The sequence below is a fragment of the Pseudomonas sp. SWRI99 genome (assembly GCF_014270125.1).
Taxonomy (GTDB): Bacteria; Pseudomonadota; Gammaproteobacteria; order Pseudomonadales; family Pseudomonadaceae; genus Aquipseudomonas; species Aquipseudomonas hamedanensis.
This window is the reverse complement of record NZ_JABWQR010000008.1, coordinates 102,391-116,783: the sequence shown is the minus strand read 5'-3', so window position 1 is coordinate 116,783 and position 14,393 is coordinate 102,391. Positions and strand designations below refer to the sequence as shown.

12 protein-coding genes are annotated in these 14,393 nt (G+C 60.6%); 1 reads left to right on the top strand and 11 read right to left on the bottom strand.

Going from position 1 to position 14,393, the window contains the following annotated elements:
* The first annotated feature begins 136 nt into the window (after window positions 1–136).
* Window positions 137–1,195: a quinolinate synthase NadA gene (nadA, locus tag HU743_RS08925; protein ID WP_186550570.1), complete on the top strand. Its 1,059-nt coding sequence runs from the start codon at window positions 137–139 to the stop codon at window positions 1,193–1,195.
* Between the two features lie 120 nt (window positions 1,196–1,315).
* Here nadA and HU743_RS08920 read toward each other — a convergent pair whose 3' ends face one another.
* From HU743_RS08920 to arcA, 11 genes are all read right to left on the bottom strand, one after another.
* Entirely contained in the window at window positions 1,316–1,804 is a 489-nt protein-coding gene (locus tag HU743_RS08920; RefSeq protein WP_186648167.1) for an RDD family protein, read from the bottom strand.
* Window positions 1,805–1,900: 96 nt separating this feature from the next.
* The gene (locus HU743_RS08915; protein WP_003175786.1) at window positions 1,901–2,113 is read right to left on the bottom strand and encodes a cold shock domain-containing protein; all 213 of its coding nucleotides are present in this window, start codon (window positions 2,111–2,113) and stop codon (window positions 1,901–1,903) included.
* A 403-nt stretch (window positions 2,114–2,516) separates the two neighbouring features.
* Window positions 2,517–3,641, bottom strand: coding sequence for a glycine cleavage system aminomethyltransferase GcvT (gene gcvT, locus HU743_RS08910; RefSeq protein WP_186648165.1), 1,125 nt, complete (start codon window positions 3,639–3,641; stop codon window positions 2,517–2,519).
* A gap of 41 nt (window positions 3,642–3,682) precedes the next feature.
* Window positions 3,683–5,059 carry an L-serine ammonia-lyase gene (locus HU743_RS08905; RefSeq protein WP_186648163.1) on the bottom strand — a complete coding sequence of 459 codons (1,377 nt, stop codon included), beginning with the start codon at window positions 5,057–5,059 and terminating at the stop codon, window positions 3,683–3,685.
* Between the two features lie 193 nt (window positions 5,060–5,252).
* Window positions 5,253–8,105, bottom strand: a complete 2,853-nt coding sequence (gene gcvP, locus HU743_RS08900; protein WP_186648161.1) for an aminomethyl-transferring glycine dehydrogenase — start codon at window positions 8,103–8,105, stop codon at window positions 5,253–5,255.
* 12 nt (window positions 8,106–8,117) lie between these two features.
* A complete protein-coding gene (gene gcvH / locus HU743_RS08895) occupies window positions 8,118–8,501 on the bottom strand; it encodes a glycine cleavage system protein GcvH (RefSeq protein WP_186648159.1) in 384 nt (127 codons plus the stop codon).
* Between the two features lie 420 nt (window positions 8,502–8,921).
* Entirely contained in the window at window positions 8,922–10,430 is a 1,509-nt protein-coding gene (locus HU743_RS08890) for a sigma-54-dependent transcriptional regulator (protein ID WP_186648158.1), read from the bottom strand.
* Between the two features lie 129 nt (window positions 10,431–10,559).
* Entirely contained in the window at window positions 10,560–10,922 is a 363-nt protein-coding gene (locus tag HU743_RS08885; RefSeq protein ID WP_186648157.1) for a DUF5064 family protein, read from the bottom strand.
* Window positions 10,923–10,984: 62 nt separating this feature from the next.
* Window positions 10,985–11,914, bottom strand: coding sequence for a carbamate kinase (gene arcC, locus HU743_RS08880; RefSeq protein WP_186547184.1), 930 nt, complete (start codon window positions 11,912–11,914; stop codon window positions 10,985–10,987).
* Between the two features lie 138 nt (window positions 11,915–12,052).
* Window positions 12,053–13,063 (bottom strand): ornithine carbamoyltransferase, encoded by a 1,011-nt coding sequence (locus tag HU743_RS08875; RefSeq protein ID WP_186648156.1) that lies wholly within the window; start codon window positions 13,061–13,063, stop codon window positions 12,053–12,055.
* 68 nt (window positions 13,064–13,131) lie between these two features.
* Window positions 13,132–14,388, bottom strand: coding sequence for an arginine deiminase (arcA, locus tag HU743_RS08870; protein WP_186547186.1), 1,257 nt, complete (start codon window positions 14,386–14,388; stop codon window positions 13,132–13,134).
* Window positions 14,389–14,393: the final 5 nt, after the last annotated feature.

The window sequence follows — 14,393 nt, the reverse complement described above, 5'->3', positions numbered from 1 at the left end:
GGATATTCTGTAGCCTTGCGCAGCTTCAACGCTGTCCGTGCCTGATGACACTCACTCTCCCGGCGGTACCCTCAAGCGGTCCGGAGCCGGGTGTATACTCGACTTTCGCGCGAAAGCGCCTGCAGGTCTTGCGAACATGACGCAGATTTCCGAACGCCTTCTGGTGCAAGCCCACCTCGATGCCAAGCAGCCAAAACCGCTGACGGCCGAAGAAGAGGCTTATTACCGTTCTGCCATTGCCGCCGAGCTCAAGGCTCAGGACGCGGTGCTGGTGGCTCACTTTTATTGCGATCCGGTGATTCAGGCCCTGGCCGAAGAGACCGGCGGCTGTGTCTCCGACTCCCTCGAAATGGCCCGCTTCGGCAATGCCCACCCGGCCAAGACCGTTGTGGTTGCCGGCGTTAAATTCATGGGCGAGACCGCAAAGATCCTCAACCCGGAAAAACGCGTGCTGATGCCGACGCTGGAGGCGACCTGCTCGCTGGACCTGGGTTGCCCGGTCGACGAGTTTTCGGCGTTCTGCGATCAGCACCCGGAACGCACGGTGGTGGTTTACGCCAACACTTCCGCCGCGGTAAAGGCTCGGGCTGACTGGGTGGTAACTTCAAGCTGCGCGCTGGAAATCGTCGAGAGCCTGATGGATAACGGCGAGACGATCATCTGGGGGCCTGACAAACATCTGGGCACCTACATTCAGCGCAAGACCGGCGCCGACATGCTGCTGTGGGACGGTGCCTGCATCGTTCACGAAGAGTTCAAGTCCAAGCAATTGGAGGACATGAAGGCGCTGTATCCGGATGCCGCGATTCTGGTGCACCCGGAGTCGCCGACATCGGTGATCGAACTGGCGGACGCCGTCGGGTCCACCAGCCAACTGATCGCTGCTGCGCAAACCCTGCCGAACAAGACCTTCATCGTGGCGACCGACCGTGGCATCTTCTACAAGATGCAGCAGCTGTGCCCGGACAAGGTCTTCATCGAGGCACCTACTGCCGGTAACGGCGCGGCGTGCCGCAGTTGTGCACATTGCCCGTGGATGGCCATGAACACCCTTGAGCGCACGCTCAAGTGCTTGCAGGAAGGTAGCAACGAGATCTTTGTCGATCCGGCGCTGATTCCCCAGGCGATCCGGCCGTTGAAGCGCATGCTCGACTTCACCCAGGCGGCGCGGATGAAATTGGCCGGTAACGCTTAAGCAAACCCCTTGTAGGAGTGAGCCTGCTCGCGATAGCGGTGTGTCAGTCAGCAATAAGTTGACTGACACACCGCTATCGCGAGCAGGCTCACTCCTACATTAGCTCTCAGCGTATGTAGGTTATTTACTCTTTTTCGGGATTCGCACCAAGCGAGTATCCGAATAGATGTCATGCCATGTGCGTTTCTGCTTGTCATACAGCGACCAGAAGAACCCCAGCCCAACGCACAGCCACGACGCGATCGAGACCATAAACCGCAGCAGCGCCTGCCACAGGCTGATCGCCGTGCCGTCAGCGTTCTGCACTCGAATGCCCCAAACCTGCATGCCCAGCGTCTGCCCGCCATGGGTCCAGAACTTGGCAAAGAAGCCGAACAACACCAACAGCAGCACCGTCGAGTACAGCGGATCACCATCAAGCTGCCCGGCATCGGTCAGCGCCCGCAGGCGCTCTTCGCCGATGATCGCGGCCTGGATCAGCTTGTAAACGAATCCGGTGACGATCAGTAGGGCGGTGCACAGCAGGAAGTCATAAAACACCGCTGCCAGTCGACGGCCAAGGCCAACGGCGGGAAAGTCGCCCTGTGGAGTGAGCTGGTTTTTCGACATGGCAGCCTCTGGCCGTAAAATGAAGCGCCATTTTACGGATTCGCGCGCACAAAAAAGCCCCTGATATCAATATCAGGGGCTTTTTCGTTACTGAGATCAGGCTTCTGCTTGTACTTCGTCAGCCTGCATGCCTTTCTGGCCTTGCACAGCGACGAAAGTCACCTTCTGGCCTTCTTTCAGGCTTTTGAAGCCGTTGCCCTGAATGGCGCGGAAGTGCACGAACAGATCCGGACCGCTTTCAGGCGTGATAAAACCAAAACCTTTCTCGTCGTTAAACCACTTGACGGTACCGCTCTGACGTTGGGACATTTCTTATTTCCTTTGACGCAAAAATTGATGACAGCCTCTTTCTCATGAAAGAGTACTGGAGCTGGTTGCAAGGAGTAAGAAGACGTCGAGCGGGATGTAGCTAACTTGTAGGCTACTGCCCAGGTCACGATTCAAAGCTGACCCATGCAAACACAGTGGATAAACTCTACGCCAACTACGGGAGAAAAAACAACCCCTGTGAGGGGCCCGGTTTTATTGCGCTTGGCGGGAATTAGTCAGTCCACTAGTGTGGCCTTAGACGATTGTTCGGTTCTATTTTCTTCAAACGTTATAAGCAACGTTCATATTCGTTTCGATTGTTAAAAAACGCACTGTTTTATGGCGATTGCGTTACACATTAGTGCATGCATAACGCAATCGCGTTACTTATAGAAACAGTCAATCAGCCACGATAGTAGCGTTGCGGAACAAATGGCATTTTGCTTACAAGCATTTGCACCTTTTTCCCACGAACGATGGCCCAAACGGGTGTGTCGAGAGCAACGTAGGCGCTGTCGAGGTACCCCATCGCCAAAGGGCCGCCCAAGGTCGGACCGAAACCGCCGCTGCACACGCTGCCGATGGTTTCGCCGGCCTCGTTGACGATCTCTGCGCCTTCACGCACCGGCGTACGTTCCTGCGGCAGCAGGCCGACGCGTTTGCGCGCGACGCCGTTCTGTTGCTGGACAAAGATCTGCGCTGCGCCCGGGAAACCGCCGGCCCGCGGGCCATCGGCGCGGCGTGCCTTGGAGATTGCCCACAGCAGGCTGGCTTCGATTGGCGTGGTGTCGGTGCTCATGTCGTGGCCGTACAGACACAGGCCGGCTTCCAGACGCAGCGAATCGCGCGCGCCGAGACCGATGGCCTGGACTTCGGGTTCGGCGAGCAGCGCGCGGGCGAGTTTTTCCGCCTCGGCGGCCGGCACCGAGATTTCAAAACCGTCTTCACCGGTGTAGCCCGAACGGCTGACAAAGCAATCCACTCCCAGCAACGACACACGGTTGAACTGCATGAACGTCATTTTCGCCACGTCGGGTGCCAGGCGGGCGAGGACGGTAACCGCCGCCGGACCCTGCAGGGCGAGCAAGGCGCGCTCTTCGAACAGCGCCTTAATGGTGCACTGAGCGCCAATGTGTTGTTGCAGATGCGCCAGGTCCTGGTCCTTGCACGCGGCGTTGACTACCAGAAACAACTCGTCGTTACCGAGGTTGGCGACCATCAGGTCGTCGAGGATGCCGCCGGTTTCGTTGGTGAACATCGCGTAACGCTGCATGCCCACCGGCAGATCGATGATATCCACCGGGACCAGGGTTTCCAGGGCTTTGGCGGCGTTGGCACCGGTCAGGCGGATCTGCCCCATGTGCGAGACGTCAAACAGCCCGGCCTGTTCGCGGGTGTGCTGGTGTTCTTTCATCACCCCGAGCGGGTATTGCACGGGCATGTCATAGCCGGCGAACGGCACCATGCGCGCGCCCAGTTCGAGGTGCAGGGCATGGAGCGGGGTTTTCGACAGTGATTCGGTAGACATCTTCAACTCCTGAAAAATGTGCAGCCGCCGATGCGCGAGCATCAGCATTCGATAATGTTGACCGCCAGACCGCCGCGGGCGGTTTCCTTGTATTTGCTTTTCATGTCGGCGCCGGTCTGGCGCATGGTGCGGATGACCTTGTCGAGGGAGACGAAATGCTGGCCGTCGCCGCGCATGGCCATGCGCACCGCGTTGATGGCTTTCACCGAGCCCATGGCATTGCGCTCGATGCACGGCACCTGCACCAGGCCGCCAATCGGGTCGCAGGTCAGGCCGAGGTTGTGTTCCATGCCGATTTCCGCGGCGTTCTCGACCTGCTGCACAGTGCCGCCGAGCACTTCGCACAAGGCGCCGGCCGCCATTGAACAGGCCACGCCGACCTCGCCCTGGCAACCGACCTCGGCACCGGAGATCGAGGCGTTTTCCTTGTAGAGAATGCCGATGGCGGCGGCGGTCAGCAAAAAGCGCACGACGCCGTCGTCACTCGCGCCGGGGATAAACCGCATGTAGTAATGCAGCACCGCTGGAATGATCCCGGCCGCGCCATTGGTTGGCGCCGTAACCACGCGCCCGCCGTTGGCGTTTTCTTCGTTGACGGCGAGTGCGTAAAGATTGACCCAGTCGAGCACCGACAGCGGATCGCGCAAGGCCGATTCCGGGTTCTTGCACAATTGCCGATGCAACGCTGCCGCGCGGCGTTTGACCTTCAAGCCGCCGGGCAGAATGCCTTCGTTACGGCAACCGGCGGCGACGCAATCCTGCATCACCTGCCAGATTTTCATCAGGCCGGCGCGGGTTTCCGCTTCCGGGCGCCAGGCACTTTCATTGGTCAGCATCACCTGACTGATCGACAGACCGTAAGTGCTGCAATGGCCGAGCAGGTCCTTGGCGCTTTTGAACGGGAAGGTCAGCGGCGTGGCGTCTTCGACGATGCGGTCGGCACCGGCGGCGTCTTCATCGACGACAAAACCACCGCCAACCGAGTAGTACTCGCGGCTGCGGATTTGAATGCCCGCCGCATCGAAGGCGCGAAAGATCATGCCGTTGGGGTGGTAGGCCAGTGGTTTGCGAATCATCGCCAGATGTTCTTTCTCATTGAACGCAATGCTGTGTTCGCCGACCAGATTCAACCGACCGTTACCGCGTATTTCCTGCAGCCGCGCGGCGACGGTTTCGGTGTCGACCGTGTCCGGGTGCTCGCCTTCAAGACCGAGCAACACGGCTTTGTCGCTGCCGTGCCCCTTGCCGGTGGCGCCGAGTGAACCGTACAGCTCGATCCGCACGCTGGCGGTGGTGGTCAGCAGGGTTTCCCGGCGCAAACCCTCGACGAAACGCGCAGCCGCGCGCATCGGACCGACGGTGTGGGAACTGGAGGGACCGATGCCAATCTTGAACAGGTCGAACACGCTTAACGACATGAGTGGCTCCTGCGGAGCAGTTGGTAGCTTCAAGCTGCAAGCTGCAAGCTGCAAGCTGCAAGTTAAAGGCGGATTGGCTTTTCCTTGCAGCTCGTGTTCACGCTGCATTGCTTGCTGAAAAACAACAGCCGCAAGTCAGAACCCGATCTGCCCTGACTTGCAGCTTGCAGCTAGAAACTTGCAGCTGCTGCTCTTAAGCGTAGCTTTCGATCGATGGGCAGGCGCACACCAGGTTGCGGTCGCCGAACACGTTGTCGACGCGACCGACCGGCGGCCAGTATTTGCCTTCGATCAACGAGGCCACCGGGTACACGGCTTGCTCGCGGCTGTACGGGTGGGTCCACTCGCCAACCAGCTCTGCTGCGGTGTGCGGGGCGTTTTTCAGCGGGTTGTCGTTTTTGTCCAGCGTGCCGTTTTCCACTGCGCGGATTTCTTCGCGGATGCAGATCATGGCGTCGCAGAAGCGGTCCAGTTCTTCTTTGGATTCGCTTTCGGTCGGCTCGATCATCAGCGTACCGGCCACCGGGAACGACATGGTCGGGGCGTGGAAGCCAAAATCGATCAGGCGCTTGGCGACGTCATCGACGCTGATACCGCTGCTGTCTTTCAACGGACGCAGATCGAGAATGCACTCGTGCGCCACCAGACCATTGCTGCCCGAGTAGAGCACCGGGTAATGCTCTTCGAGGCGACGGGCGATGTAGTTGGCGTTGAGGATCGCCAGTTGCGAAGCGCGCTTGAGACCGGCGCCGCCCATCATGCGGATGTACATCCAGGTGATCGGCAGAATGCTCGCGCTGCCGAAGGGTGCTGCGCAGACTGCACCTTCCTTGCGCTCCATCTGACCGTGGCCGGGCAGGAACGGGGTCAGGTGCGACTTGACGCCAATCGGGCCGACGCCCGGGCCGCCACCACCGTGCGGAATGCAGAAGGTCTTGTGCAGGTTCAGGTGCGACACGTCGCCGCCGAATTTGCCCGGTGCGCAGAGGCCGACCATCGCGTTCATGTTGGCTCCGTCGATGTACACCTGGCCGCCGTTGTCGTGAATGATCGCGCAGATTTCGCGGATGCCTTCTTCGAACACGCCGTGGGTCGACGGGTAGGTGATCATCAGCGCGGCGAGGTGTTCGCGGTGCTCGATGGCTTTGGCACGCAGGTCTTCGATGTCGACGTTGCCGCGCGCATCGCACGCGGTGACGACCACGCGCATGCCGGCCATTTGTGCCGTGGCCGGGTTGGTACCGTGGGCCGACGACGGAATCAGGCAGATGTCACGGCGCTCGTCGCCACGGCTCTGGTGATAAGCACGGATCGCCAGCAGGCCAGCGTATTCACCTTGCGAACCGGCGTTCGGTTGCAGCGAGATGGAGTCGTAACCGGTGGCGGCGCAGAGCATCGCTTCCAGTTCATCGGTCAGTTGCTGATAGCCGGCGCTTTGCGCGGCCGGAGCGAACGGGTGCAGGGCACCGAATTCGGCCCAGGTCACCGGGATCATTTCGCTGGCGGCGTTGAGTTTCATGGTGCACGAACCCAGCGGGATCATGGTGCGATCCAGTGCCAGGTCCTTGTCCGCCAGTTTGCGCAGGTAGCGCATCAACTCTGTTTCCGAGTGATAACGGTTGAACACCGGGTGACTGAGAATCGGCGACTGGCGTACCAGCGAGGCCGGGATGGTGCTTTCTACCATGGCTGCGAGGGCGGCGAAATCCGGCAGGGTCTTGCCGTCGGCGAACAGGCTCCACAGGGCTTCGATGTCAGCCTGAGTGGTGGTTTCGTCGACCGACAGGCCCAGCCGTTCAGCGTCAATCACGCGCAGGTTGATCTGTGCGCCATGGGCCTTGTCGTGCAGTGCAGCAGTGTGCGCGCCGGTGGCCACGGTCAGCGTGTCGAAGAAGTTGGCTTGTTCGACTTTGGCGCCCAGCGCGGTCAGGCCCTTGGCCAGGATCGCGGTCAGGTGATGCACACGGCTGGCGATCTGCGTCAGGCCTTTCGGGCCGTGGTAGACGGCATACATGCTGGCGATGTTGGCCAGCAGCACCTGCGCTGTGCAGATGTTCGACGTGGCCTTCTCGCGACGGATGTGTTGCTCACGGGTCTGCATCGCCAGACGCAGCGCCGGTTTGCCGAACCGGTCAACCGAGACACCGACCAGACGGCCCGGCATGTCGCGCTTGAACGCATCTTTAGTCGAAAAGTAAGCCGCGTGCGGACCACCGAAGCCCAGCGGCACGCCAAAGCGCTGCGCCGAACCGATGGCCACGTCAGCGCCGAACTCGCCCGGTGCGGTGAGCAGGGTCAGGGCCAGCAGGTCAGCGGCCACGGCCACCAGAGCGTTGGCGGCGTGGAAGCGTTCGGTCAGTTCGCGGTAATCAAACAGGTCGCCGTTGCTCGCCGGGTATTGCAGCAGCGCGCCAAAGAACGGCGTGACGTCAGTCAGTTCGCGCTCATCGCCCACGACCACGTCAATGCCCAGCGGCTCGGCACGGGTGCGCAGCACGTCGAGGGTTTGCGGGTGGCTGTGGATCGAGGCGAAGAACTGGTGGCTGCCCTTGTTCTTGCTCAGGCGTTTGCAGAAGGTCATGGCTTCGGCAGCGGCGGTGGCTTCGTCGAGCAAAGAAGCGTTGGCGATCGGCAGACCGGTGAGGTCGCTGATCAGGGTCTGGAAATTCAACAGCGCTTCGAGACGGCCCTGGGAAATTTCTGGCTGGTACGGTGTGTAAGCGGTGTACCAGGCCGGGTTTTCCAGCAGGTTGCGCAGGATCGGCAATGGCGTGTGGCAGTTGTAGTAGCCCTGGCCGATGTAGGTTTTGAACAGCTGGTTTTTGCCAGCGATGGCTTTGATCATCGCCAGGGCGTCGGCTTCGCTGAGGCCGTCGTCCATGCCGAGGACGCTGGTGCCCTTGATGCTTTCCGGGATGACATTGGCGCTCAGTGCTTCGAGCGAGTCGAAGCCGAGGCTGTTGAGCATGGCTTGCTCGTCATCGGCGCGCGGGCCGATGTGGCGGGCGATGAATTCGTTGGCGGTGCCGAGGTTGACTTGGGTCATGGCGTTTATTCCTCAGGCTTCGGCTTGGGCTTTGATCAGACGGTCATACGCGTCCTGATCGAGCAGTTTAGCGACTGCCGAAGCGTCGCTTGGCTGGAAGCGGAAAAACCAGCCTTCGCCCAGCGGATCTTCGTTGACCAGTTCCGGGGCGTCTTGCAGCGCCGGATTGACTTCCAGCACGTCACCGTCGAGGGGCATGTATACGCCGCTGGCGGCTTTGACCGATTCCACGGTGGCGGCTTCAGCGCCTTTTTCGTAGGGCTGCAATTCAGGCAGTTGCACGAATACCACGTCGCCCAGGGCGTTCTGCGCAAACGCGGTAATGCCGACAGTAACGCTGCCGTCGGCTTCGGTGCGCAGCCATTCGTGATCTTCAGTAAAACGCAACTCGCTCATGGAAACTCCTCAGGGGCCAGACTCGTCTGGTGGACGCGGTGGAAAGCGTGGGCGCGAAGGCCCTTATTTATGAGGATTGATTAGCAAGAACGCGGCCAAGGTTAATTTTTCTTTGTTAATCAACGAGTTAACGATTCTGCTGAACATCGATAGATTGAGCGGTGTAGCGAAATCGCTACAGCTCGGTGCGAAGAAAAAAGCTGAACGGGATCAACGCCTTGCACAGCGGTGATCAGAGGAGGGTGTATCGATATCGTTCCGCTGTAGCGCTTTCAGTACAGATGGAGGTCGTTTTCAAGATCGCCACGGTCCCCTGTAGGAGTGAGCCTGCTCGCGATAGCGGTGTATCAGTCAACGCACGTTTAGCTGACATACCGCTATCGCGAGCAGGCTCACTCCTTACAGTGGGGCGGTGGTGAGTCAGGGTTTGTTGGGAATGCCGTATTTGCGCAGGCGATGGGCGATGGCGGTATGCGAGGTTTGCAGACGGCTCGCCAACTGGCGAGTCGAGGGATAGCTGACGTAAAGCTTTTCCAGAAGCTCGCGCTCGAAGGCTTCGACGGCTTGTTCGAGGCTGTCGACATCGCTGTCGGTCTGGCGTGCGACGGAGGTGCCGGCGATGTCGAGGTCGCCGATATCGACCAGACTGCTTTCGCAAATCGCCGCCGCACGGAAGATCACGTTCTGCAATTGCCGCACGTTACCCGGCCAGCGATTGCCGAGCAGCGCCGGATAAGTGCCCGGGGCCAGACGACAGACCGGGCGCTGAATTTGCGCGCAGGCCTGCTGCATGAAGTAGCGCGCCAGCAACAGAATGTCCTGGCCGCGTTCGCGCAGCGGCGGGACTTCGACATTGAGCACGTTGAGGCGGTAGAACAGGTCTTCGCGGAACAAGCCTTCGCTGACCATTTTTTCCAGGTCGCGGTGGGTCGCGCTGAGGATGCGCACATTGACCTTCACCTCGCGATCACCCCCCACGCGGCGGAAGCTGCCGTCGTTCAAGAAGCGCAGCAGTTTGGCCTGCAAGTACGGCGACATTTCGCCGATCTCATCGAGAAACACCGTGCCCTGGTTGGCCAGTTCCATCAGACCTGGCTTGCCGCCGCGCGCCGCGCCGGTGAAAGCGCCGGGGGCGTAGCCGAACAGTTCGCTCTCGGCCAGATTCTCCGGCAGCGCCGCGCAGTTGAGGGCGAGAAATGGCGCACTGTGGCGGGCGCTGATCGCGTGGCAGGCGCGGGCAACCAACTCCTTGCCGGTGCCGGTTTCGCCCTGAATCAACAACGGCGCATCGAGGGCCGCGACCCGTTGGGCGCGGGCCTTGAGGGTGCGGATTGCCGGGGATTCGCCAAGCAGCGCGTCGAAGCCTTCGGCATGGTCGTGGTGCAGCGCCGAGAGTTGTTCGCCGATGCGGTTTGGTTGATACAGGGTCAGCAGGGCGCCGGCGTCAGTGATCGGCGTGGCGTCGAGCAACAGGGTCTGGCCGTTGACGGTGATCTCGCGCAGCGGCAGGCGGAAGCCGTTTTCGAGCAGGGTGTCGAGCAGGCCGGGATCGTTGAACAGCGCCGAGACACTTTCTCCGGCGGGTTCGCGGCCGTATAACGCAATCAACGCCGGGTTGGCCAGCAGCACTTTGCCGGCGCTGTCGAGGGCCAGCACCGGGTCGGTCATCGCCGCCAGCAAGGCGTCGAGCTGCAAGTGCCGACGCTGTCCGGGAAGGATATCGACCACGGTCACCGCTTCAACGCCGAGTACCCGAAACAGCGCATCCTTGAGTTCTTCGAGCACTTGCGGGCTCAGGGTCGGCGCGTCGATGTAGACGTTCGGCGGGATCATCTCCACCGCATCCAGATTGAGATTGCGTCCACCGAGAATAGCCAGGACTTCCTGGGTGATGCCGACGCGGTCGATGAAGCTGACGTGGATACGCATGGGGCGGTTCAGTGTTCTGCAGAACGGAGGGAAGCAAGTATGCCTTGGGGCGGGCTAATGGTGAAACCTGTGTCCCCGCTGATCGTTCCCACGCGGAGCGTGGGAACGATCATTGTGGTGAATTCGTGGTTATTCGAAATGCTCGGGATTGACCGGATCCCCCGAGTGCATATTCAACTTCTGCCGAATATCCTCGAACATCAGATCGTAGTGCTTGTGCACCGAGCCGATCTGGCTGTGGGTCTTGGGAATCCCGTATTTCTCGGCAATCCTCGTCACGTCGCGGGCGAAGTTGTAGGCCTCTTCCTTGGGCAGGAAAAACGTCTCCTTCATGTCCTTGCCCTGCATGCTGCCGTGCAGGGTGAACTGAATCCCTTTGCCCTTCTGCGGATCGGTGAACACTTCATAGTCCAGGTGCACGTTGTAATTGACGTCATCGTCCGTCAATGCGTGCCGCTCGATGTGCAAATGACCAGGTTCGAATTGGGCCATTGAGGTACTCCTTTCAAGGCATGGGAGCAGGGCAGGCCCTCAGCCTGCCCCGGTCATTATTGTTATCGGTAGCTGATGCCCGGTTTCGCCGTGCTGACCCGCGTACCGGCGGTGCCCTGCACGATGGCTTCGATATCGGCCAGCGAACCGATCACCGCGACCTTGCCAGTATGGCGGGCGAATTCGCAGGCTGCCTGCACCTTCGGTCCCATGGACCCGGCGGCGAAGCCGAGACGTTCGAGTTCGTCCGGGTGGGCTTCGGCAATGGCTTTTTGGGTTGGCTTGCCGTAGTCGATGAACGCGGCGTTGACGTCGGTGGCGATCACCAGCAAGTCGGCTTCCAGTTGCTCGGCGAGCAGCGAGGAGCACAGGTCCTTGTCGATCACCGCTTCGATGCCTTTGAGGTTGCGGTTCTCGTCATACATCGTCGGGATACCGCCGCCACCGGCGCAGATAACGATGCTGCCTTTGTCCAGCAGCCACTTGATCGGGCGGATTTCAAAGATGCGTTTTGGCCGTGGGCTGGCGACTACACGGCGAAACTTGTCGCCGTCCGGGGCAATCGCCCAGCCTTTCTCTGCCGCAAGTTTTTCCGCTTCGGCCTTGTCGTAGACCGGGCCGATCGGTTTGGTCGGGTTCTTGAAGGCCGGGTCGTTGGCATCGACTTCGACCTGGGTGAGCAAAGTGGCGAACGGCACTTCGAAGTCGAGCAGGTTGCCCAGTTCCTGTTCGATGATGTAGCCGATCATGCCTTCGGTTTCGGCGCCGAGCACGTCCAGCGGGTAAGGGCTGACCGAGGTGTAGGCCGCCGCTTGCAGCGACAGCAGCCCGACTTGCGGGCCATTGCCGTGGGCGATGACCAGTTGGTTGCCGGGGTGGATCTTGGCGATTTGCTCGGTGGCGATGCGGATGTTGGCGCGCTGGTTGTCAGCGGTCATCGGCTCACCACGGCGGAGCAGGGCGTTGCCGCCCAAGGCTACGACGATACGCATGGTGCATGTCCTTTTCGTATTGATCGTTCCCACGCTCTGCGTGGGAATGCCGCCACGGACGCTCCGCGTCCGCTGTAACGCAGAGCGTCACGGGATGCATTCCCACGCGGGAGCGTGGGAACGATCATCTTCAACCAGTTAGAGATCAGCCAGGGTCGAGACCAGAATCGCCTTGATCGTGTGCATGCGGTTTTCCGCTTGCTCGAAGGCGATGCAGGCCGGCGACTCGAACACGTCGTCGGTCACTTCGATGCCGTTTTTCAGGTGCGGATATTGCTCGGCGATCTGTTTGCCGACCTTGGTATCGCTGTTGTGAAACGCCGGCAGGCAGTGCATGAACTTGGTGCGCGGGTTGCCGGTGGCTTTCATCAGCTCGGCGTTGACCTGATACGGCAGCAGTTGCTGGATGCGCTCGGCCCAGGCTTCCACCGGCTCGCCCATCGATACCCAGACGTCGGTGTGAATGAAATCGACGCCCTTGACCGCCGCTTTCGGGTCTTCGGTCAAGGTGATACGTGCGCCGCTTTCTTCGGCGTACTGGTGGCAACGTTCCACCAGATCGTCCAGCGGCCACAGGGCTTTCGGCGCGCAGATGCGCACGTCCATGCCCAGCTTGGCGCCGATCAGCAGCAGCGAGTTGCCCATGTTGTTGCGCGCATCGCCGAGGTAGGCGTAGCTGATTTCGTGGATCGGCTTGTCGGCGTGTTCACGCATGGTCAGTACGTCGGCGATCATCTGGGTCGGGTGATATTCATCGGTCAGGCCGTTGAACACCGGCACACCCGCGAACTTGGCCAGTTCTTCGACGATTTCCTGTTTGAAGCCTCGGTACTCGATGGCGTCGTACATGCGACCGAGCACGCGAGCGGTGTCCTTCATGCTTTCCTTGTGGCCGATCTGCGAGGAATTCGGGTCGATGTAGGTAACGTTGGCGCCTTGATCGTAGGCGGCCACTTCGAATGCACAACGGGTGCGGGTCGAGGTTTTTTCGAAGATCAGGGCGATGTTGTTGCCCTTCAAATGCTGTTGCTCGGTGCCGGTGTATTTCGCGCGTTTCAGATCGCGGGACAGGTCAAGCAGGTAACGCAGCTCACGTGGGGTGTGGTGTTCCAGGCTGAGCAGGTTACGGTTGTGAATGTTAAAAGCCATGATGGATCTCCTTCGGTGTCGGTTATCCCCCTGGCCGCACTGGGTAAGTGCCGGCCAGGGCTCAGAGGTTAGTAATCAATCGGGTCGCGGATGATCGGGCAGGTCATGCAGTGGCCGCCGCCACGGCCGCGGCCGAGTTCGCCGGCGCTGATGGTGATGACTTCCACGCCGGCCTTGCGCAACAGGGTGTTGGTGTAGGTGTTGCGGTCGTAGCCGATGACCACGCCGGGCTCCACGGCCACCACGTTGTTGCCGTCGTCCCATTGCTCGCGTTCGGCGGCGAAGCTGTTGCCGCCGGTTTCCACCACGCGCAGCTTGGGCAGGTTGAGCGCCGCGGCGACGGTGTCGAGGAAGCTGCCTTCTTCACGGCGGATGTCGATGCCGCCCTGTTTGCTTTCGTCAGGGCGCAGGGTGAAGGCGACAATCTGGTTGACCACTTCGGGGAAGATCGTCACCAGGTCGCGGTCGCAGAAACTGAACACGGTGTCCAGGTGCATCGCCGCGCGGGATTTCGGCAGGCCGGCGACGATGACTTTTTCCACGGCCTTGTTTTTGAACAGGTTCAGCGCCAATTGGCCGATGGCCTGACGCGACGAACGTTCGCCCATGCCGATCAACACCACGCCGTTGCCGATCGGCATGACGTCGCCGCCTTCGAGGGTCGAACTGCCGTGATCCTTGTCCGGATCGCCGTACCAGATTTCGAAATCGGCGTTGGTGAATTGCGGATGGAATTTGTAGATCGCGGTGGTCAGCAGGGTTTCCTGGCGACGCGCCGGCCAGTACATCGGATTCAGCGTCACGCCACCGTAGATCCAGCAGGTGGTGTCGCGGGTGAACTGGGTGTTGGGCAGCGGCGGCAATATGAAGCTGGAGTGGCCGAGGAAGTCGCGGAACATCTGGATGGTCTTGCCACCGAAGCTGTCCGGCAGATCGTCGGCGGACACGCCGCCAATCAGGAATTCGGCGATGTGCCGTGGCTCCAGGCTTTGCAGCCAGGATTTCACTTCATTGATCAGGCCCAGGCCCACCGAGTCGGCGGTAACCTTGCGTTCGAGAATCCAGTCCAGTGCTTCGGGGATGGCGACGATGTCGGTCAGCAGGTTGTGCATTTCCAGCACGTCGATGCCGCGCTCGCGCATTTTGGTGACGAAGTCGAAGTGGTCGCGCTTGGCCTGGGCGACCCACAGCACGTCGTCGAACAGTAGCTCATCGCAGTTGTTCGGGGTCAGCCGCTGATGGGCCAGACCTGGGGAGCAAACCATGACTTTACGCAGTTTCCCGGCTTCGGAGTGGACGCCGTACTTCACTTTTTCCGTGGTCATTTCCG